The sequence below is a fragment of the Starkeya sp. ORNL1 genome, assembly GCF_012971745.1.
Lineage (GTDB): Bacteria > Pseudomonadota > Alphaproteobacteria > Rhizobiales > Xanthobacteraceae > Ancylobacter.
Genome location: NZ_CP048834.1, coordinates 5,588,091 through 5,609,238, shown reverse-complemented (window position 1 = coordinate 5,609,238; position 21,148 = coordinate 5,588,091). Strand labels below are relative to the sequence as shown.

The following is a 21,148-nucleotide window of genomic DNA, read 5'->3' as shown; positions in this document are numbered from 1 at the left end:
GTTCCTACGCTGCTCTTATCTGGCATAGAGTGGCCTTGGGCTCCTGCATGCCTGTCGCAGGATCGAAGCCGTAAGTGGTGATCGTGTTGACGCTTTCGCCGAGCACGAACGGGTCCGCGCCCTTCGGGTATTTGTCGCGCAGATCGGTGCCCTCGTACCAGCCGGCGAAATGATATGGCATCCATGCGACGCCCTTGCCGACGCGCTCGGTCACAACCGCCTTCATCCGCGTCTTCGAGCCGCTTTCCGCGCCCGTCACCCAGACCCATCCGCCATCAACGACCCCGCGTTCGGCGGCATCCGCCGGATTGATCTCGACGAACATGTCCTGCTTGAGCTCAGCAAGCCACTTGTTGGATCGCGTTTCCTCCCCGCCACCCTCATACTCGACCAGCCGGCCGGAACTCAGGATCAACGGAAACTGCTTTACGGTGCCGCCGTCGACTGCCGCCTTCTGGACCGTGAAGCCGATATTGGGTACGCGGAACTGCCGAGCGTCCGGCAACGTCGGATAGTCAGCCACGAGATCCGGCCGCGGCGTATAGATTGGCTCGCGGTGGACAGGAATCGGGTCAGGCAAATTCCACGCAATCATACGAGCCTTGCCATTGCCGTAAGGCGAGCAGCCGTGTTCGATTGCGACGCGCTGAATGCCGCCTGACAAATCCAGCGCCCACGACACGGTATCGGGATTGGCCGTGTTGATACCTTGAATGACGGCCAATTCGGACGCCGTCAGATCCTTGTCCCAGCCAAGCTTCTTCAGAACGCCCAGGGTGAATTCCGGATAGCCGTCCTTGATTTCGGAGCCGACCGAGTACGACCCTTCCGCGAGAAGATTGTCGTGCTCCTCCTTTTCGACTTCCTGGCCGTTCTCCATCACCTTGCGCTTGACCACGCGCTCCACGCCGAAGCGGGCGCGGAAGGTGGCACCACCTTCCTTCACTGGAAGATTGGTGTTGTAGAGGATGGGCGTGCCCGGATGCTTGAACTCGGGCGTCCCCCAGCACGGCCAAGGCAGACCGTAATATTCGCCCCCGACCTCGGGGTCATCCTTCGGCGCCATCATCGTGACGAGGTCGAACTTGTGCTGGTTCTTCATATGCGCCTTGAGACGCTCCGGCGATTGCCCGCAATAGCCGGTCGACCAGCCGCCGCGGTTAATCTCGCGTAGGATGTCTTCTGCCAGCACGGCGCCGTTCTCGACCTTGATGTTCTTGAACATCTTGTCGGCGAAGCCAAATTTCTTCGCGAACATGTACATGGTGTCGTAGTCGTTCTTGGATTCGAATACCGGCTTGACGATCTGTTCGCCCCACTGGATCGAGCGGTTCGACGCAGTGCGCGAGCCATCCATCTCGAAGCTGGTGCAAGCCGGCAGCAGGTAGGTGCCGTTCTTGCGCTCAGACAGCACCGACCATTCGGTCGGATAGGGATCGCACACCACCAGCATTTCAAGCTTTTCGATGCCGCGCACCGCTTCCGGCATGCGGGTGATGGTGTTGACGCCGTGCCCCATGATGAACATCGCCTGCAGCGTATCAGGCTGGCTGACCTGATCCTTAGGCAATAGCGTGGCATCAAACCAGCGTGTGCTCGGAATACCCGGGCCTTCCATCAACGCCTTGTTGGCAAAGCGCGACCTCAGCCAGTCGTAGTCAATCTCCCAGACGCGCCCCCAATGGCGCCACGCTTCTTCCGACAGACCGTAGTAGAGCGGCAGCGTTATGACATCGAGGCCGAGATCAGTGGCGCCCTGCACATTGGTATGGCCGCGGAAAATGTTGGCGCCGGCGCCGGCATGGCCGACGTTGCCAGTGGCCAGCAGCAGGATGCAGCTTGCGCGGACATTCGCGGTGCCGGTGGTGAACTGGGTCTGTCCCATGGCCCAGATCAGCGTCGCCGGCTTCTGCTTGGCGAACACTTCCGCAATGTTCCGGACCTGCGCTTCCGGCAGGCCCGTGACACGCTCGCATTCGGCCGGATTCCACTTCTTCACCTGGGAGCGGATTTCATCGATGCCGTAGACCCGCTGGCTGATGAATTCCTTGTCTTCCCAGCCGTTTTCGAAAATGTGCCAGAGCATGCCGTAGATGGTCGCGATATGGGTGCCCGGCCGCACACGAACATACTCGGTGGCGTGCGCCGCGGTCCGCGTCATGCGCGGATCGACCACGATCATGTTGGCGCGGTTCAGCTCCTTGCCCTCAAGGATGTGCTGCAACGAGACAGGATGCGCTTCCGCCGGGTTGCCCCCCATCACCAGTATGGTCTTGGCATTGCGGATGTCGTTGTAGCTGTTGGTCATGGCCCCGTAGCCCCAGGTATTGGCTACTCCGGTGACCGTGGTGGAATGACAAATTCGCGCCTGATGGTCCGAGTTGTTGGTGCCCCAGAGTGCCGCCAGCTTGCGATTGAGGTAAGCTGCCTCGTTGGTGAACTTGGCCGAGCCAAGCCAGTAGACCGAGTCCGGGCCCGACTTCTCGCGGATCTCCAGCAGCTTGTCACCGATTTCATCGACCGCCTGCTCCCAGGTCAGCCGCACCCATTTGCCGTCGACCAGCTTGACCGGATAGCGCAGACGACGCTGGCTGAGGACGTCGTCGCGCACAGCCGCCCCTTTGCAGCAATGCGAGCCGCGGTTGATTGGGCTGTCATAGTCCGGTTCCTGACCGATCCAGACATCGTTGGCGACCTCGGCGATTACCGAGCAGCCGACGGAACAATGCGTACAAATATTCTTTCGCGTAATTACCTTTGCGCCGACCGGCGGCGGGGGACCGGCTTCAGCCTTGCGCACCGCGCCAAGCGGCAGATTGCCCAGAACGGCAAGACCGCCCGCGGCCAGCCCCGATCGCTTCAGGAATGTGCGTCGATCGGTTCCGCCAACGGGCGCAGCGGTCGATTCCGGCGCAATCGCCGCACGGGGCCGACGCCGGTCCGAAGTCCTGATCAACATCGGCGCCTCACTTCTTCGGGGGGTAAGCGTTGACGCGGTAAAACTCTTGGACCTCGGTGGAGTTGGCGTTGTAACGGGCCTTGCGCTTGTCCATGCCGAGGCGGGATTGCGCCGCGGCAGGCTCGATTGCGACCGCGCCGGTGGCCGTCACGGCGACTCCGGCAATGGCTCCACGTAGCAAGTCGCGCCGAAGCAGCGGTGTCGAGAAAGGCGCCTTCATGCGATCATCCGATCTAGAGCCATTCCGAAAGCGACTGTAATCGTCTTTGCGCCCAGTGGAAATGGCATCTTGGTTGCCACTGCCGGCACCACGCTCACGAGCCGGTGTCCTGGAGTTTGGCCGGTTCGATCGTGCCGGGCCGGCTCGACAAGAACGAGCATCTGCTCAGTATGGAGAGAGCGGAGTCGTCCCGAGTATCATCTGGCTTTCAGGTCCATTCGAAGCCGCCAGACGCAGCATTCTCGCGTGGCTAGCACAGCCCGGGGGGGCATGACCTCGGCTCATCGGTGCTCTCCGGGTTAGCCGCGCCCCTGGAGACGCCATCGCTTTCCTTTCCTGAGAAACCGACCTCCCCTCTGCGGAGGCGTCTTGCGGTCACGGCCTCGCGCCGGGACGCTGCGAGCCAGACGCACGACTTTTTGAAGACATCCATTCCAGCCTGAAATAGTCGCCATAGACCCAGGCGACGCTCACCTCGGTGTGCCGATGCGATGTTGCTAGTCCGCGGCGCGGATGAGATCCCGGCTTATCAATGAGAATTTGGCCCAACGGGATCCGAAGCGCAAACTCTGTGACCGCAGGCGCAAGCAAGTATATGATGTCGAACCGACGTCAGCCGAGCGGATCAGTTCGCCTTCGGCTCCCACAGCGTGAATCCGGTCGAGAACGCCGTCAGACGCCCTCACCCTTTCGGTCCACGCGGGCCGAAGCCTGCCGTCGAATCTGAGGCGCAGCCAGCTTCACAGGTCTTTCTACTCGGCCGAGCTCTGGAGTTGCGACGGAGCGAGGGAGGAACCGGCATGTTCGGATTTACTGCGCTTGAGCTCGCTCGTATCCAGTTCGGCTTCACCATCTCGTTCCACATCATCTTTCCGGCGATCACCATCGGGCTTGCCAGTTATCTCGCCGTGCTGGAAGGCCTGTGGCTGTGGAGAAAGGACGAGGTTTATCGCGCTCTCTACTTTTTTTGGTCGAAGATCTTCGCCGTCAACTTCGCCATGGGCGTCGTCTCTGGTCTCGTCATGGCCTATCAGTTCGGAACGAACTGGAGCTACTTCTCCACTTTTGCAGGCAGCATCACGGGACCGCTCCTGGCCTACGAGGTGATGACGGCCTTCTTCCTCGAGGCCGGATTCCTCGGTGTCATGCTGTTCGGCTGGAACAAGGTTGGGCCGGGCCTGCATTTCTTCGCCACGATCATGGTGGCGATGGGGACGCTCATGTCGACGTTCTGGATTCTCGCCTCCAATAGCTGGATGCAGACACCGCAAGGCTTCGAAATAATCAATGGCCGTGTCGTGCCCGTCGATTGGTTGAAGGTGATCTTCAATCCCTCCTTCCCCTACCGCCTCGCGCACATGACAGTCGCCGCCTATCTTGCCGTGGCGCTGTTCGTCGGGGCTTCCGGGGCGTGGCACCTCCTGAAAGGACGTGACACGCCCCCCATGCGAACGATGTTATCGATGGCAATGTGGATGGTACTTATTGTTACACCTGTACAGATCGCGATTGGTGACCAACACGGGCTCGTGGACCTTGAATATCAACCTGCGAAAATAGCCGCGGTCGAAGGGCATTGGGAGAACAAACCCGGTGAGAGTGTGCCCCTTATCCTCTTTGGCGTGCCTGATATGAGCGCCGAGATGACGCATTATACTGTTGAAATTCCCCATTTAGGCAGCTTACTTCTCACACATAGCTGGAGCGGCCAGATCCCGGGCCTGAAGGACTTCCCGCCCCAAGACCGTCCGAACTCGACGATCGTCTTCTGGACCTTCCGGATCATGGCTGGGCTCGGCTTTCTCATGTTGCTTCTCGGATTCTGGAGCTGCTGGGCACGCTGGCGCAAACGGTTGTATCAGTCGAAATTCTTTCTACGCTTCACCGTGCTAATGGGCCCCACAGGCCTAATCGCGATATTGGCCGGATGGCTGACCACCGAGATCGGGCGCCAGCCTTGGGTGGTCTACGGCGTGATGCGGACGCGAGATGCGGTGTCGAATCACTCGGCGCTCGCGCTATCGACGACGCTGTTGGTGTTCATCGTCATGTATTGCGCCGTCTTCGGGACGGGGATCAGCTACATACTCAAGCTCGTCGCCAAAGGGCCCCAGGAGGGCGAGGCTTACGAACACGTGCCTGAGCGAGGACAGTCACGGCGACCGGCACGACCGCTCTCCGCCGCGCCCGACGATATCGATCCGGCGATTGGCTAAGGAGACTGACCATGGGCATCGATCTTCCTCTCCTGTGGGCCATCATCATCGGATTCGGGCTCATGATGTATGTCATCATGGACGGCTTCGACCTCGGGATCGGCATTCTATTTCCCTTCGTCCGCGACCGGGAGGACCGTGACACGATGGTGAATACCGTGGCGCCGGTGTGGGATGGCAACGAGACATGGCTAGTGCTAGGCGGTGCGTCGCTGCTCGCGGCCTTTCCGTTGGCTTACGCGGTCATCCTGAGCGCGCTTTATTTGCCGCTCATGCTGATGCTGGCAGGTCTGATTTGGCGGGGCGTCGCCTTCGAGTTCCGCTTCAAAGCCGACGAGGCCCACAAGGCGTTCTGGGACAAGGCATTCGCGTGGGGCTCCTATGTTGCCACCTTTTCGCAAGGGGTGGCTCTCGGCGCCTTCATCAACGGCTTCGAGGTCCGTGATGGTGCATATGCTGGCGGCCTGTTCGACTGGCTCACCCCGTTCAGCCTATTCACCGGTGTCGGTCTGTTGGTGGGTTATGCCCTCCTTGGGGCGACCTGGCTGGTGATGAAAACCGAGGGCGGACTCCAGCACCGCATGCGCCAGCTCGGCCGACCGATCACAATCGCTCTTCTAGTGGTGATCGCCGTCGTCAGCCTCTGGACGCCATATACTCATCCCGAGGTCGCGGACCGATGGTTCTCGTTCCCCAACCTCATCTTCTTTGCGCCTGTGCCCGTGCTCGTGCTCTTGGCAACGTGGGCACTCCTGAAGACGCTTTCTCGCGACACCCATGCTGGACCATTCCTCCTGGCACTGCTTCTGCTTTTCCTCGGTTATTCAGGCTTTGCCATCAGCCTTTGGCCGACCATCATCCCGCCCGCCTTCTCGATCTGGGATGCAGCAGCGCCGATGCAAAGTATGGGTTTCACCCTGGTAGGTGCGCTCTTCATTATTCCCTTCATCCTCGCCTACACCGCCTGGTCCTACTATGTCTTTCGCGGCAAGGTGAAAGCCGGCCAAGGTTATCACTAATGATGCCGGATAGTCCTTCTCGCGCAGACTGGGCTCGGCGCCTTGGCTGGATGGTCTTGTTGTGGACGGCGAGTGTCGCCGTACTGGCGATTGTCGCCTTGATCTTCCGGTTTATCATGAACCTGGCCGGAATTACAGCCTAACCCGTTCGAGTTCATTGATGGAGAAACTATCGGAACGCCCTGCAGCGAGAGCACACAGTGGACGGTGTGGTTGCGCGTTGTCGTCTGATATATCCCGGCGGCGCTGGCGCGGCGGGTTAAAGGCGGCGCCTTGGAGAAGGCGATAGGCATGGTCCAGCTGTCGAACGATTGCTTTGCGTCGTCTTCCTCGACCCTGACGGTCGAGCAGGCCGTCGCACTTGCCCTCGAGAACCTCCCCGTTGCGGCCGCAGTCGAACGGGTTCCGCTGTCAAGAGCCGACGGGCGCATCGCCGGGGCCGACATCTTTGCCTTGAACGATGTGCCGCCTTTCGCCAACTCCGCCGTTGATGGCTACGCCGTTCGCCATGCCGACCTAAACCCCGGAAGCAAAACCGTGCTGCCGCTGCGCGGACGTCTTCCGGCGGGATCGTTTGAAGCCCTCTCGGCCGCGGGCCACGCTGTGCGCATCTTCACGGGCGCCGCCATGCCAAAGGATGCCGACACGGTCTTCATGCAGGAAGACGTCCACTCTGAGGGCGACTTTGTGCAACTACCGGCGGGCCTGAGAGCGGGATCCAATATGCGCCCAGCGGGAGAAGATGTCGCTCGCGGTGAGCGTATCATCGCGAAGGGGCGCCGCCTGAGACCGCAGGATCTCGCACTCGCAGCCGCCTCCGGCCATCGCCTTCTGCCCGTCCGGCGACCGCTCCGGGTCGCGCTTTTCTCCTCGGGGAACGAACTGGTAAAGCCGGGCGTCCGTCTCGAGCCCGGCAAGATCTACGACTCCAACCGGATCATGTTGGCTGCCATGCTGAACAGGTTTGGCGTCAAGGTGCTCGATGGTGGTATCCTTCCTGACAACCGGGAGAAGCTCGCCGAGCGTCTGGGAGATGCGGCCGAACTGTACGATCTCATTCTCTCGTCAGGCGGGGTGTCCACCGGCGAGGAGGACCACATGAGAGCAGTGATTGAGGCGACCGGGCGAGTTGTATTTTGGCGCCTCGCGATTAAGCCGGGGCGACCGCTGGCGATGGGAAGCATCGGAAGGACCCCTTTCATCGGATTGCCTGGCAACCCATCGGCGGCCTATGTGACGTTCGTGATGTTCGTGCGCCCTCTTCTCGCCCACCTTGCAGGTGCCCTGCCCGAACGTCGCAGCCCGATGCGCGTGAGGTCGGCCTTCGCGCACAAGAAGCGCCCGGGTCCATGCGAATACGTGAGGGTAACCGTCGAAGCAGCTGCAGACGGCATCCTGGAGGCGCGCCGCTTCCCGAAAGAGGGTGCCGCGCTCCTGACATCGCTGACGATGAGTGACGGCCTTGCTGAACTCGACGCCGGCATGACCGTCCTATCCGTGGGTGACATGGTGCCCTTTCACCCCCACGATGTCGTCTGGTGAGCGGCAACACGGCGCCGCAATCAAGCCTTGGGTTGAAACCGCCCTGCCCACCAACCCCAACGAATCAGGAGGCCACCCGGGCAGGGGTGACCTCCTGACAACGCGGGACCTGCGCCGTTGGGGGCGGATACGGCTCGGCCTCGAGGAGCGGACTATCCCAAAGCGTAGCGCACCGGCCAATTATCCGGTCGGTCGTCCCGGCCATACGTATGGACGTGACTAATTGTAGCGACCTAGAGCCCTTTCCGTTCGGATGGAAACATCCGAACGACAGATAAGTGCTCTAGATTCAATAGACTGGAGCAATCCCTCTTCGATCAGATGATTCCATCTGATCGGGAAATGCTCCAGCCATGGACGCCCGGCACCGAGTCAAAAAAGTGGCCCGCCACGGCGATGGGGCGGGCCTCGTGAAGTGCGGCAGCCCGGTCAGGAGGGGAAGCGGGCGGCCAATCATCACAACGTCGCTTAACACCGGCTATCTGGGAATCATCCCTAGGTAATGTGGGCCATACTTGCGTATAGCGGTGGCATCAAGCGCGAGAACTTGGCACACGTGTGTCCCGGTGACGGGGGATGCCATCGCTTTCCGCGCAGTCGGCAGCTTACCGCCCCGGCGGAAGCCTCGGAACCGTTCCGCTGAGGCCACGCGGATCGCGAACATCGACAAGTTCTTCCACTACGATCGAATATCCAGACGCCTTCGAAAGGCGCTTCGAATTCTCGGCAGGAATTGATCGTTCCGGCTCCCAGTTCAAGCTGATGATCCGCTCGCCACGCTCACTGATTTCGTTGAGCAGCTCTCGAAGCACGCTGTGATCGTCGGGGCAGAGAACGAGTTTGTACTGAGGCATCACTAATCCTTCGCAGCGGCGCAGCGGCCCGGGCGCAGTATAGCGAGTGTCGCCGATATTGCTGCCGTCCTGCCGGAACCAGCGATCACGGCCGATCTTAACCCGGCATCTCCTCCCTCGGGGACGCGGCGCCATTCTTCCAAATCCCTGCCTGGAGGACGATGGCGCCGCGGCGGGGGCCCGAGGCCGCTAACGCACGTTCCGCGCATTCTGGTCGTTGGTTCGCCACACCGTCGGGTAGGCGTGCTGAAGTTCTTTGTCCGGGGGTGTCGCGCAAGCCGTGGACCTGGCCTCCACCCGCGGCGCCCTCGCACCGCACCGCTCGAAGCTAATTGAACGCTTGCGCCATGTTAGAATGACATGCCGTCGGGACGACTTTCTTGACCGCCTGTCGTCATGTTTTCCTTGCCGGCAAGGCGGCGGTGAGAAGCAGGCAGACAAACGCACCTGCTGCAGCAGCCAGAAAACCGTCAATATAGGCCAAGACTGCGGCCTGCTTGGCGATTGCCGAGGCGAGCAGATTTGTAGCTTGGGCATTTGCGATGGCGAGATCCGCGGTCTGGGCACCTATCGCGTTGCGATAGGCGGCGAGCCTGTCGGCGGTGAGGGTGCCCAGGCTGTCGACATGCAGGCCGATCAGGTTGGAATGGAGTTGCTCGCGCTGGCGCACGAACGTCTGCATGAACGCCGTTCCCATCTCTCCGCCGAAAAGACGACTGGTCTGCAGCAACGCCCCGATGGTGAGCGCGTCGACTGGGTTGATGGATTGCACGACCAGGACCACCAGGGCGGTCAGCGCGAAGGATTGTCCAAGTGCCTGCAGTATCTGCGATTGAAGGAAATCGTCGGTCGCCCAGACGCTCGTCAACTGTGCGGCCATCAGACAGGCGACCCCGACAAGCGCGGTGCCGGCCGCGAGCACCCACCGCCCATCAACGCGCGACAGGAGGTAACCGAGAGGCAAGACGATGATGAATTGGGGAAGAGCAATCCAGAGCAGAACTGATCCCACCTGCAATTCACGGAAGTTCTGCACCGTTTGGAGATAGTTCGGAATTATGTAGCTGGTCGAGAGAATGATGAAACGGTAGCCAGCGAGCACAAGCATGAGCAAAACAAGATTATGCTGCATCAATAGTCGCAGATTGAGGAATGGCGTGCGCGTAACCCAAAGCTCACGAACCACGAACGCCGTCGTGACTAAAGCTCCCGAGATGAGAAGTCCGTTGACCAGCCCGTTATTGCTCCAATCCAGGCGATTCCCCTGGTCCAGACCGGCATAGAGTAAGCTGAAACCCAGGCCCGCATAGGCTAGGCCCGGCCAGTCGAGATGCCGAAGCAATTCGATTTTCACTTCCTCGCGCGGTATGCCGTACCATACGCAGGCGAACATCACTGGAAGAACCCCGCAGTATTGCCAATTGATCCATCGCCAGGAGAGATTGTCGGCGTACCAGCCCTCCAAGGAGGCGGCTACGTTCTGTGAAAGCTCGGAGTTCATGGCGTAGATGGCGATGCCATAGACGACCAAGCGCGTCGGCAAACTGCGGGCAATGAAACTTATTGTCAGTGGAATGAACGTCCCGGACCCCGCTCCAGCGAGGAACTGCATAGCAAGGAAAGCGTCGAGATTGGGCGATAGGGGAGCAAGCAGACTTGCGACGAAGAAGAGCACGATGCCCTGCAGCAGTACCCGCCTGACACCCAGTATGGCGCCGAAATAAGGACAGCATACGCCGACCAGCATCTGGCCGACGCCGAAGCTGGTCGTCATCCAGGCGCCCTCATCGAAACCCAGATGCAGCCCACCGCGCAAATCCGCGATACCGAGACTGCTAACCCGAGTGCCCAGCGTCGCGGCAATCGACCCCAGAAGCACGCCCGCAATGCCGACATAGGGTCGCCACGTATCGAGTTCTAATCGCGGGTGGACATGGGCGATCGAGTGCAACGCCCTGCCGACCGAGGTGACCGGGGTAAGATGCAGGCTCATGGCTTTGCCGTTGAGGCGGCACCCGTATCGACCGTAGTCTCGACAGACATGCCGGGCCGGACCAACGTACCCAGCGCGGCATTGGCGTCCAGCACGATCTTGACGGGTACGCGCTGCACCACCTTGGTGAAGTTGCCGGTGGCATTGTCGGGCGGTAGCAGGGCGAAAGTGCTGCCGGTGCCGGGCGACCAACTGTCGACATGGCCTGTCAAGGCGAACTCGGGGAAGGCGTCGACGGTGACACGTGCGGGCTGGCCGAGCCGGATATTGGTCATCTGCGTTTCCTTGTAGTTCGCGATCACCCAGATGTTCGGCAGCGTCACCACGGCAATGACTTGCGTTCCTATATTGACGAACTGGCCTGGGCGCACCTGTCGCTGGCCGACCAGACCATCGGCCGGAGAAACGATGCGGGTGTAGTTGAGATTGTTGGTCGCGAGCGCGACCTGGGCCTCGGCCGCCTGGATCTGCGCCTGTATCTGCTTCTCCTGTATGTCGAGTCCGGCAAGAATGGCCTTCTGCTGGTCAAGCTGGGCTTCGTTCAGCGATTTCTGCGCGACTGCGCGCTTGGCATTGGCATCTGCCTGTTCGACGAACTGCTGGGTACCTGCGTTCCCGCCCTGGAGAAGAGCATGTTGGCGTTTCGCCTCGAGCTGGTAGCGCACGACATCCGCTTCCGAGGCCTCGATATTGGCGTTTGCCTGGCGCACCAGTGCGCTCTGAACGTCCTTCTGGTTGGCAATATTGGCCAGCGTAGCTCGTGTGGCCGCAAGATTGGCCACCGCCAGCGCGAGTTGGGCCTGATAGTCGGACGGATCGATCTCCACCAGCAGGTCATTCTTACGAACGGGCTGATAGTCTGTGACGGCCACGTTTGTGACATAGCCCGACACGTGCGCCGCCAGGGGCGTGACGTCGCCGGAGACAAAGGAGTCATCCGTCGTTACGAACCGCACGGAGCCTGTCCAACGGTTCCAATGGCCGGCAATGTACCAAACCAGATAGACCGACAGGATGAGAAAGCCGACGCGCAGCGCGGGATAGAGCCATCGCCTGGCTGGACGCTGGCTGGACGCCTCGACGGAAGCTTGATTGTCCGTTCCGTCACTCATTCAGCACCCCAAATGACAACCTGACCATCGACACTCTACGTCGCCCGACGTCGTTGGTCGCGGTCTGACTGTGCCATCGTCACATGGCGTCGATCGCCGATGTCTCGCACCATAATTGTCGCCAGCATGTTCGAGGGCATTTCCATACGATCGATATCCAAACGCTACCCGGATGTAGATTTCGAGCGTGGTGCTGAAAGGATAGACTTGACGACGCACAGACTTGGGTATGGAGTACTGCCATAGGGCTGCCGCCATGTTCATCGTCCGAAATGCCGCGGGAGTTCCTATCCCACCCCTCACATTGTGTGCTGAAGGCGCTGACTTCCGGCATGTCGCCCCGTAATCTGATGGGGATGGGTTCTGGTGCGACGCCCAGGAGCGGATGTCGGCGCAATTCCCAATTGCTGATGCTAAAAATAATGCGGCGGTCGTTGCAGTTCTCGGGCACGAAAGCGAGGGCGCGCAACGCGCGCGACGCCGATACCGAGTCGCTCGACGTTCGGGTTCTGCTGTTCCACGTCCGTGACAACAGCCTTACCAGCGTCGCGACGGGCCACTCGCCAGTCGGGTTGGTCGAGTTCCCCGGTCTTCGCAAGGTCGCGCGCCTGATTGTCGGCGTCACTGAAATCATCGGCTTCAATCGTGACTTCTGCCACCTCACGAGTGGTGACAACTCGCTCCAGCTTGATCGCATAGATCGCCATGCGGGCCTCCTCGGAATGTCAGCTGAAGCTATCGGTCGCCGCAGTCGCGGTCTTATGAATGAGCCCGGTGATTGCGGATCTGCCGGTTGCTGGGATCCACGTCTCGGCGATGATGCCACCACCCAGGCCAGCCGTGTCGGCGTTTTCACACAGCCTTGGTGGCGAGCTGAAGCTAAATTCCACGGATCGGAGCGTCAGCCATCTACCCCAGGCGGAGAGAGTAGCCACAGGGTATTTAACGGCGGGACTGCCGGTAAACAGCTGGGAGCAATCGCTATGGCGCCCACCTGATCGCGCCGGCCTCGGAGACATCCAGGCCGCGAAGTGCGGCGGCCCTTGCGGCGAAGGCCGGCGTTTGAACAAACGCGAGAAGGGTCTGCATCGGCCCGCGGAAATAATCCCGCTGGCGCATCACCAGGTCGAAGCGCTCGGTGCAAAGCGGTATGAAGCCGAGCCCGGCCGCCGTCGCTACCGCGCGGGTGGCGACGCCGCAATCGCCCTGATTGGTGCGAATGGCCTGGGCGATGTCCGGTCCGGTTGGGGCGTAGGCGGATTGGACCAAGTCGGCTAGCGAAAGACTGTCGCGGCGCAAAAGGCCGATTAGGAGTTGCTGAGCGCCCGCCCCTTCAGGCCGCAGGATCATGCGCGCGCCTTTCGTCTTTGCATCGACTACGCTTGTTAGCTGCAGCGGATTGTCCTCCGCCACCAGCAGGCCCTGCTCGCGGCAGGCAAAGCCGATGAGCACGGCGTCATCGAGCCCCGGTTCGCGGCTAACCACAGCCAGATTGCCGTCGCGCTCGGGATCGGCAAGATCGTGGAAATGGATGGCCGCCGCAAGTACTGTTCCCTCAAGTAGCCGCCGATAGCCGGTCTCACTGCCCTCGGGCAAGATCGCAAGGCCCGCGCGGCTTTCGCTAAGCGCCCATTGCAGCAGCGGGTCATGACTACCCCCGACGATCGGGGGCGCGCTGGCTGGGGACACGCCAGCGGGCCGCATCATGCCCGCCAGCAGCCACCGATCAAGATCGGCGCGCGGAAAGAGCCATTTACCGGCCACCTTGGTGCATGGCACTTTCCGCTCCGAGATCAGCTCGTAAAGTTTGCGCTCCTTGACGCGCAGATATCCCGCCGCTTCTGCGGTGGTCAGCAGCTCCAATCCTGCGTCTTCCTGCATATTCATGCATTCTTTCTACTGTTTGACAGCGGAGGGGAAAATACGAAAATGAATCCGTCGCCGCCAAGACATACAGAATTGGGCTGGCCAGCATGTTCGACCTAATACTCACCGCGGACCCAAACTTCCTCGCTATCGTTCGCTTGTCTCTTATCGTCACCGCCTCTGCGACAGTTTTGGCCGCGTCAATCGGTATGCCGCTCGGAGCCTTAGTGGCTCTTAACCGATTTCCCGGGCGCGATGCCCTCATCGTAATCCTCAACGGCCTTATGGGCCTCCCGCCCGTTGTCGCTGGCCTCATCGTCTATCTTCTGCTGTCGCGCTCGGGACCGCTCGGGGCGCTTGGGCTGCTTTTCACTCCGACCGCGATGATCATTGTCCAGGTGGTTCTGATCACCCCCATCATTGCCGCGCTGACCCGCCAAGTGGTGGAAGACCTCTGGGCCGAGTATCGCGAGGAACTCTCCGCTATGACAGTCGGCTCCTGGGCCCGGGTCGGGACGCTCTTGTGGGACGCCCGCTTCTCCCTTGTCACCATCCTGCTTGCCGGCTTTGGGCGTGCGGCGGCGGAGGTCGGAGCGGTGATTATCGTGGGCGGAAACATCGACGGCTTTACCCGCGTAATGACCACAACCATTGCGCTCGAAACCTCCAAAGGCAATCTGCCGCTCGCGACTGGGCTAGGCGTCGTTCTGATCACCCTAGTGATGGTCGTGAACGCCTTGGCATGGGGGGTTCGGCGCTGGTCAGAGCACCACGCAGGCTGACACCATGCGCGATGCGTCAAGCGACCTTCCGATATGCTTCGAACGAGTGGGCTTCAGGGTCGGCGCGACCCGCATCCTCAGCGACATCGACCTGACATTCGCGCCAGGGCCATTGACGATGCTGCTCGGACCAAACGGCTCGGGCAAGACGACGGTGCTGAAACTGGCCATGGCCTTGCTCGAGCCCACCGAAGGCAGCATCACCTTTGGATTCCGGTCCAGTCCGGTCGGCCGACGCCGCGCCTTCGTGTTCCAGAAGCCCGTAATGCTGCGTCGGAGCGTGGCCGCCAATGTCGCTTATGCGTTGAAGATGGCCGGCTACGTTCCTGCCCCCGCACGGATCGGGCAGTTGCTGGAGCAAGTCGGGCTGTCCGCTCTGGCTGACCGCCCGGCGCGCCGGCTCTCGGGCGGTGAGCAGCAACGTCTCGCGGTTGCGCGCGCGCTCGCCCGTGACCCTGAAATCATCTTCCTCGACGAACCCACTGCCAGCCTCGACCCCTTCGCGACCAAGAGTGTGGAAGACATCATCGCCCGGATTGCCGGAGCGGGGGTCAAGATCGTGATGACCACTCACGATCTCGGACAGGGGCGTCGCCTGGCTGGCAATGTGCTCTTCCTCGCCAAAGGCCACCTCTATGAGGATGCACCGGCCGCCACCTTCTTTGAAAATCCTGCCACACCGGAAGCAAGGCGCTTCCTCGCCGGCGAACTCGTCATCTGAACATCTTCAGGGAGAGTATCAATGATCACACGCCGGGTTGCCCTCGCCGTCGCGTTGGGCTTGAGTTTCATTTCAGGCCCACCGCCGGCGACAGCGCAGGATAAATCCATCGTCGTCGCCTCGACCACCTCCACTCAGGATTCCGGCCTGTTTGGCTATATCCTACCCATGTTCAAGGCCAAGACTGGTATCGACGTCCGGGTCGTGGCGCAAGGCACCGGCCAGGCGTTGGATACCGCACGCCGCGGCGACGTCGACGTGGTGTTTGTCCATGCCAAGGCGCAGGAGGAGAAATTCGTAAACGAAGGCTTCGGCGTGAAGCGCTTTGACGTCATGTACAACGATTTCGTCGTAGTGGGGCCCAAGGCCGATCCCGCTGGCGTGAAGGGCAGCAAGGACGTGCTGGCGGCATTCAAAGCCATATACGAGAAAAGCGCGCCGTTCGTGTCGCGCGGGGACAAATCCGGCACCCATTCGGCGGAGCTCGCCCTGTGGAAGGCGGCCGGACTCGATCCAGCCAGCGCCAAACCGACCTGGTACAAGGAGATTGGCCAGGGCATGGGCGCGGCCCTGAATACGGCCCACGCGATGGGTGCCTATGTGCTCGCTGACCGCGGCACCTGGATCTCGTTCAAGAACAAGGACGGCATGGAAATCTCAGTCGAGGGCGACAAGAAACTCTTCAACCAGTACGGCATAATACTGGTGAATCCGGAGAAGCACCCCAGCGTAAAGAAGGAGCTTGGACAGTCCTTTATCGACTGGGTGGTCTCAGCCGAAGGACAGGCCGCTATCGCATCCTACAAGATCGACGGGCAGCAGCTGTTCTTCCCGAACGCCGCAGCTACAAATTAAAGCTACGCATAGCCGGCGTCTTCCTGTCGCTCGTTACACTTGGAGCCAGCCGCGCCGGTTGAGGGCAAAGGCTCATTCCAACCGCGAACGCAATTCCGACCCTCCATGGCGAACGTTACGCCGCTGCATTGGAATATCTTGCAGTGTACGACCCGGGCGGCCTAGGTCACATACCCATAAGGGGATTCCCTGCGGCCCGGTGTTCTGATTCACTGATCTCAGCGTTGGAGGTTGAGATGGCGCGATTTGACCTGACGGATTTCGAGTGGTCGGTGATCGAGCCACTTCTGCCGACGAAGGTGCGCGGGGTTGCACGCGTGGATGACCGTCGCGTTCTGAACGGCATCTTCTGGCGCCTGCGCACCGGGGCGCCATGGGCCGATATCCCTTCGCGCTATGGCCCTCATACGACCTGCGTGAACCGCTTCAACCGGTGGCGCAAGGCCGGCCACTGGGCGCGCATTCTGAAAGCCGTATCAGCTGCTTACGATGGCGATATCCAGATGATCGACGCCTCGTCGATCCGCGTTCACCAGCATGCCGCCAACGGCCAAAAAAAGACGAGCGATCCCGTTGCATGGGTCGCTCGCGCGGCGGCCTGACCACCAAGATCCACGCGCTCGTCGACGCCGAAGGCCGCCCGATCCGCCTGAAGCTCACCGAGGGCCAAGCTCACGACGGGCGCTCGGCCACCGACATGCTGGACGCGGTCGAGCCGGGAAACATCCTTCTCGCCGACAGGGCTTATGACAGCGACGCCTTGCGAGACGAGATGGCTGGGCGCGGCGCATGGGCCAACGTTCGCGCCATGCCCAACAGGGTCAAAACCCTCGCCTTCAGCGCCTGGCTCTACCGCCAACGCAACGCTGTCGAGCGCTTCTTCAACAAACTCAAACACTTCAGGGCCGTCGCCACCCGCTACGACAAGCGAGACGACAATTTCCTCGCCTCAATCCAGCTCGCTTCAATTCGCATCTGGCTGCGAAGTTATGAGTCGGTCACCTAGAGCCCTTTCCGTTCGGATGGAACCATCCGAACGACAGATGAGTGCTCTAGATTCAATAGACTGGAGCAATTCCTCTTCGATCAGATGATTCCATCTGATCGGGAAATGCTCTAGCCGCGCAGTAGTGGAAGCAGTTGATTGCCCTGTCGCTTGATCTCGGACAGATACGGCGTATCGGAAAGCACGAAGTGGGTCACGCCCACATCCCGATACTTGCGCAGCGAAGCGGCCACATCCTGCGCCGAGCCGACCAGCCAGGTGGTGCCCGCACCACCGCCGCCGAACTTGCCCGGCGCAGTATAGAGGTTGTCGTCGAGCACCTCACCGCGGGTGTACAGATCGAGCAGACGCTGCTGGCCCACGGCGACCGCCTGCCGGTGGTCGTTCCAGCCCTCCCCTTTGCTCCTGGCCATCTCTGCGACCTTCGCTTCGGCGTCGGCCCAGGCCTGCTCTGTGGTGTCGCGGACCAGCGTCGTGATACGCAACCCGAACTCCAGCGGAGGGAGGTCCCTACCAAGTTCCCTGCTCAAATGCCGGAGCCTTTCGATACGCTCCTGGACGCCGCCGACCGGTTCACCCCAGAAGAGCTGGACATCTGCCTCGGTCGCGGAGACGCGCTCCGCCGCCTCCGACGCCCCGCCGAAATAGAGCCTTGGGTGCCGGCGCTCGCCCCGGACCTGGAGGCGCGGTTCCACGGTCGCCTCTGCGACCCTAAAGTGCTCGCCCGTGTAAGTGACATTCTCTTCGGTCCACAGCCTGCGAACCAGCCGCATGAACTCCTTGGTGCGGGCGTAGCGATTGGCCTGGTCGCCCTCGCTGTCGCCATACGCTGCGAGCTTGTCCTGGCCCGACACGATGTTGACCCGCACGCGGCCACCGGTCAGTTGGTCGAGCGTGGCCGCGGCCGATGCGAAGTGCGCCGGCCGCCAGTAACCGGGCCGGATGGCGATCAGGGGCTCGAAAGTGGTGGTCCGCGCGGCAAGCGCGGCCGCGACGGTGAAGGTATCGGGCCTTCCCCAACCGGCGCCGATCAGCGCACCCTTCCAGCCATGCGCTTCCAGCGCCGTGGCGTGGCTGGTCAACGTCTCCAGGCTATTGTGGCTATCGATCGTGGAGTCGCCACGGTGGCCGGATTTGACGTCGTTCGGGATATACCAAAGGAATTCGGACGGACTGCTCATGCGATGGGCCTGCTATTGTGGTTCGGTGCCTTTATCGATCCGCAAGGTCCGAAGACGCCAACGGAGGTGTAACGTCATATTCCACGCACGCCCAAAGCCGGCGATGGTCCGAAGCTGCGTTCGAACCGCTCAGTGAGGTCAGCATGCCAGAAGTCAGGATGGGCGCCATCCTCGTTGTTCGGCCTGATCCGGGCGACACCAGCCGGCGCGCTGCCGGTCGGCACCGATCGCTTCAGCTTGATCCTGTCCGCCGAAGCTGTGCGAGGCCGGCTGCAGCGTACGCTGCCTTGCGCTCAGATCATATTACCATTGGTAGCGGCATTCAGTTTCGAAGTACGGCAGCGCATGGGCACGCCGCCTTGACGGTCGTGCCTTTATCCAAAAATGCCAACATGCGGAACATTGAGTGTTGCCCGGGCATGCTATGAAATCAGTCCTTCCGTTTGGATTACCATGGTCCAAGCCCGGGGCCTCACACGCCTTAAGCACTTCGGCTGAGGTTTATTCTCAACGAGGACCTCACATGACCAACGACATCCAATCCGGCGACAAGACACCCGTAAGCCCGCGGCGTAATTTGGGAGGTATCATCCTCCTAATTGCCGGACTCGCAGTAATATTTCTACTTTCAATACTGTTCTTGATTTTTGGCTGGCGTGAGGGAAGTGCGGCCAACGTTCCCGTCTCCGGATATATCGCAATGGGTATCGGCGTTGTGGTATCACTGGCATGTGGCTTCGGGCTCATGATGCTCTTGTTCTTTAGCAGCCGGAAGGGATACGATGATCCCCCCACGTATATTTTGCCGCCGTCTGACCCGGATGCCGAGCGCTGAGCCGGTGAAGTATGACGTGATCTGCGCCACCAAGCCTTTCAGCGCTGGCAGGAGCAAATATTTGGACCCACTTCACCGCCGCTTCATTTTTTGATTTGTCGTCGTGTCCATCCAAGGGGTGGCGCGGCCCTCTCGTACTCCAGCACCCACCCATCGACTTATCTTGAATTCTTGATCACTCGAAAGGCTGGCTCGGGTACGAAACCATCACGGTTTGGCATCTGTATGGAGGGAAGACTTCGCCTGTCTACTTTGGCTCCGTCGAGCGGGATGCCGTTGAGATCCAACAAATAGGCGACCACCGCGTAAGTATCATCATCACTCAGCGAACCCGGAGCTGGATATGGCATCGCTCGGCGGATGTAGTCGAACAAAGTAGTTGCGTAGGGCCAAAAACTCCCGATCGTCTTGATGGGATGATCTGAGGCCAGCGAGCCCCGCCCGCCCACCAGCGCATCTTTGGGGCCACCCACCCCCTTCGAGCCATGGCAGGCGGAACAATTGTCGTTGAACACAATCTCGCCTTGCGTCACGGTTCCGCTGCCGTCCGGCAGCCCCGTCCCGTCGGGCAACACATCAATATCCCAAAGGCTAATCTCCGACGGCGCCGCGCGTCTGCCGAACTCGGTCGCGAAGCTACAAGCAGGCATAGCGACGAAAGCCACGGAAAGTAGCACAACCGACCTATTCAAGCACATTTCGCACCGCCCCTGTCCCCGAGATCGCCCAAGTCTGCTGGGCATTGTAGTGAAAGAGCGCGTTTGTCCCCATCATGGCGATAAATGTCTTTCGATCCGGCTGCACGTTGCCTTTGTCATCAGTGGAACGGCTGCGGATGCTGGTCGGCTGACCGTCCCATTGCCAGTCGATCTCAAAGCGGACCTGTGCCTTGGGTAATACGGGATGGCTAAGTTGTGCGTCACGCCAAGTCGAGCCGCCATCCGTGCTGACCTCAACTTTACTGATCGCGCCGTATCCGCTCCACGCCAGTCCCGAGATGCGATGATAGCCCGAATTGATGTGCATGGTTCCCGATGGGAATGTAATTACGGAATTGGTCTCCTGGACGAGTTGAAATTGCCGGGCCTTCCCGCTCGGCAGCAACTGCGTGTAACGGGCGGTCTCCCAGCGGGTCATAAACGGACGATCGCCGAACTTGAGACGGCGAAGCCATTTTATACTTAGGTTTCCCTCCCATCCGGGAATCAGCAATCTCAACGGGTAACCATGAGCCGGCCGCAATGCTTCACCGTTCTGCCCGTAGGCGAGAATTGCCTCGCTCATGATCTCGTCGGTGAGGGGGATACTTCGAGCAACAGCCGCCCCGTCTCCGCCTTCCGCGAGCATCCAGGTCGACCCTCTATCTTTGTTCACCAAGTCAATGACATAGGAGAGCGGCACGCCGGTCCATTCGTGTGTGCTGACGAGCCCGTGCGTGTTCTGCACGGTCAGGTTCTCATCAGCCCGCTTCCAATTCTCCCAGCCGTTCCCGGTGCATTCAAGGAACGCTATCCGGGAGATAGACGGCATCGATCGTATCTCGTCCATTGTGAGGACAATCGATCTCTCGGTCATTCCATGGATCAGGAGGCGATGGGATGACGGATCCAGGTCTGGAACGCCCGCGTGACTGCGCTCGTAATGCAGGTCAGACGGGGTGATGGTCCCGACGAATTTATGAAGGGGTGCCTTGGAGTTGATTGCATCAGCGGGATCAACTTCCCTTATCCCTGGGCCTGCTTCCGGGATCCTGGCGATAGACTCGTACTGGGAGCGCTTACTGCTGGGCGTCAACTCGTCCCCGAGTGCCCGCGCTGGGACGTCACGGAGGTCATCTCCATAAGAGGGGCTTGCTGCCACGACGCCGGCGACGCCAACTGCGCTGGCCGATGTGGAAAGAAACTTTCGCCGAGACAGGAGCGGCTCCCGGCGAACACGATGCCGCGGATCTTCCTTGGCTTGCATGGTTTCGTTCCTTTCACGCGAG

19 protein-coding genes are annotated in these 21,148 nt (G+C 60.7%); 9 read left to right on the top strand and 10 right to left on the bottom strand.

The annotated features are described in order from the left end of the window. Positions 1–4: 4 nt before the first annotated feature. Together G3545_RS26325 and G3545_RS26320 are read right to left on the bottom strand one after the other, a co-directional pair. Entirely contained in the window at positions 5–2,959 is a 2,955-nt protein-coding gene (locus G3545_RS26325) for a formate dehydrogenase subunit alpha (RefSeq protein WP_170017231.1), read from the bottom strand. Between the two features lie 7 nt (positions 2,960–2,966). Next, on the bottom strand, positions 2,967–3,179 hold the full coding sequence (locus G3545_RS26320; RefSeq protein WP_170017229.1) for a formate dehydrogenase: 213 nt from the start codon (positions 3,177–3,179) through the stop codon (positions 2,967–2,969). Positions 3,180–3,979: 800 nt separating this feature from the next. Here G3545_RS26320 and G3545_RS26315 point away from each other — a divergent pair. The 4 genes from G3545_RS26315 (at position 3,980) to glp (ending at position 7,956) form a co-directional block, all read left to right on the top strand. Beyond that, the gene (locus tag G3545_RS26315; RefSeq protein ID WP_170017227.1) at positions 3,980–5,395 is read left to right on the top strand and encodes a cytochrome ubiquinol oxidase subunit I; all 1,416 of its coding nucleotides are present in this window, start codon (positions 3,980–3,982) and stop codon (positions 5,393–5,395) included. 11 nt (positions 5,396–5,406) lie between these two features. Beyond that, positions 5,407–6,414 (top strand): cytochrome d ubiquinol oxidase subunit II, encoded by a 1,008-nt coding sequence (gene cydB, locus G3545_RS26310; RefSeq protein ID WP_170017225.1) that lies wholly within the window; start codon positions 5,407–5,409, stop codon positions 6,412–6,414. After that, a complete protein-coding gene (locus tag G3545_RS29805; protein WP_206151339.1) occupies positions 6,414–6,557 on the top strand; it encodes a DUF2474 domain-containing protein in 144 nt (47 codons plus the stop codon). Before cydB ends, G3545_RS29805 begins: the two co-directional genes overlap by 1 nt. A 148-nt stretch (positions 6,558–6,705) precedes the next feature. Then, positions 6,706–7,956, top strand: coding sequence for a gephyrin-like molybdotransferase Glp (gene glp / locus G3545_RS26300; protein WP_170017221.1), 1,251 nt, complete (start codon positions 6,706–6,708; stop codon positions 7,954–7,956). Between the two features lie 605 nt (positions 7,957–8,561). Here the strand turns inward: glp and G3545_RS26295 are convergent. From G3545_RS26295 to G3545_RS26275, 5 genes are all read right to left on the bottom strand, one after another. Beyond that, complete coding sequence (locus tag G3545_RS26295) at positions 8,562–8,945, bottom strand: hypothetical protein (RefSeq protein WP_170017219.1); 384 nt, start codon at positions 8,943–8,945, stop codon at positions 8,562–8,564. A gap of 259 nt (positions 8,946–9,204) precedes the next feature. Beyond that, positions 9,205–10,803 carry an MFS transporter gene (locus tag G3545_RS26290; protein ID WP_170017217.1) on the bottom strand — a complete coding sequence of 533 codons (1,599 nt, stop codon included), beginning with the start codon at positions 10,801–10,803 and terminating at the stop codon, positions 9,205–9,207. Continuing rightward, positions 10,800–11,915 (bottom strand): HlyD family secretion protein, encoded by a 1,116-nt coding sequence (locus G3545_RS26285; protein WP_170017215.1) that lies wholly within the window; start codon positions 11,913–11,915, stop codon positions 10,800–10,802. The genes G3545_RS26290 and G3545_RS26285 overlap by 4 nt, the downstream gene beginning before the upstream one ends. A 413-nt stretch (positions 11,916–12,328) precedes the next feature. Beyond that, the gene (locus tag G3545_RS26280; protein WP_170017213.1) at positions 12,329–12,622 is read right to left on the bottom strand and encodes a hypothetical protein; all 294 of its coding nucleotides are present in this window, start codon (positions 12,620–12,622) and stop codon (positions 12,329–12,331) included. A 274-nt stretch (positions 12,623–12,896) separates the two neighbouring features. Further along, positions 12,897–13,802 (bottom strand): helix-turn-helix transcriptional regulator, encoded by a 906-nt coding sequence (locus G3545_RS26275; RefSeq protein ID WP_348644605.1) that lies wholly within the window; start codon positions 13,800–13,802, stop codon positions 12,897–12,899. An 86-nt stretch (positions 13,803–13,888) separates the two neighbouring features. Here G3545_RS26275 and G3545_RS26270 point away from each other — a divergent pair, with 86 nt between their 5' ends. The 4 genes from G3545_RS26270 (at position 13,889) to G3545_RS26255 (ending at position 17,145) form a co-directional block, all read left to right on the top strand. Further along, on the top strand, positions 13,889–14,563 hold the full coding sequence (locus G3545_RS26270; protein WP_170017211.1) for an ABC transporter permease: 675 nt from the start codon (positions 13,889–13,891) through the stop codon (positions 14,561–14,563). A gap of 4 nt (positions 14,564–14,567) precedes the next feature. Further along, positions 14,568–15,284, top strand: a complete 717-nt coding sequence (locus G3545_RS26265) for an ATP-binding cassette domain-containing protein (protein ID WP_170017209.1) — start codon at positions 14,568–14,570, stop codon at positions 15,282–15,284. Positions 15,285–15,305: 21 nt separating this feature from the next. Next, positions 15,306–16,139 carry a substrate-binding domain-containing protein gene (locus G3545_RS26260; protein ID WP_170017206.1) on the top strand — a complete coding sequence of 278 codons (834 nt, stop codon included), beginning with the start codon at positions 15,306–15,308 and terminating at the stop codon, positions 16,137–16,139. A gap of 236 nt (positions 16,140–16,375) precedes the next feature. Continuing rightward, positions 16,376–17,145 (top strand): IS5 family transposase gene (locus G3545_RS26255; RefSeq protein ID WP_170008969.1). Its coding sequence is split into 2 segments (ribosomal slippage): positions 16,376–16,690 and positions 16,693–17,145, totalling 768 coding nucleotides; the frame shifts between segments, so codons are not numbered across the junction. A gap of 110 nt (positions 17,146–17,255) precedes the next feature. Here G3545_RS26255 and G3545_RS26250 read toward each other — a convergent pair. After that, a complete protein-coding gene (locus G3545_RS26250; protein ID WP_170017204.1) occupies positions 17,256–18,326 on the bottom strand; it encodes an LLM class flavin-dependent oxidoreductase in 1,071 nt (356 codons plus the stop codon). Positions 18,327–18,849: 523 nt separating this feature from the next. Here G3545_RS26250 and G3545_RS26245 point away from each other — a divergent pair. Further along, positions 18,850–19,161 carry a hypothetical protein gene (locus G3545_RS26245; protein WP_170017202.1) on the top strand — a complete coding sequence of 104 codons (312 nt, stop codon included), beginning with the start codon at positions 18,850–18,852 and terminating at the stop codon, positions 19,159–19,161. A gap of 158 nt (positions 19,162–19,319) precedes the next feature. On the opposite strand, the gene G3545_RS26240 is transcribed toward G3545_RS26245, so the two are convergent. Then, entirely contained in the window at positions 19,320–19,811 is a 492-nt protein-coding gene (locus G3545_RS26240; RefSeq protein WP_246702946.1) for a cytochrome c, read from the bottom strand. Between the two features lie 34 nt (positions 19,812–19,845). Next, positions 19,846–21,126, bottom strand: coding sequence for a sulfite dehydrogenase (gene soxC, locus G3545_RS26235; RefSeq protein WP_170017198.1), 1,281 nt, complete (start codon positions 21,124–21,126; stop codon positions 19,846–19,848). Positions 21,127–21,148: the final 22 nt, after the last annotated feature.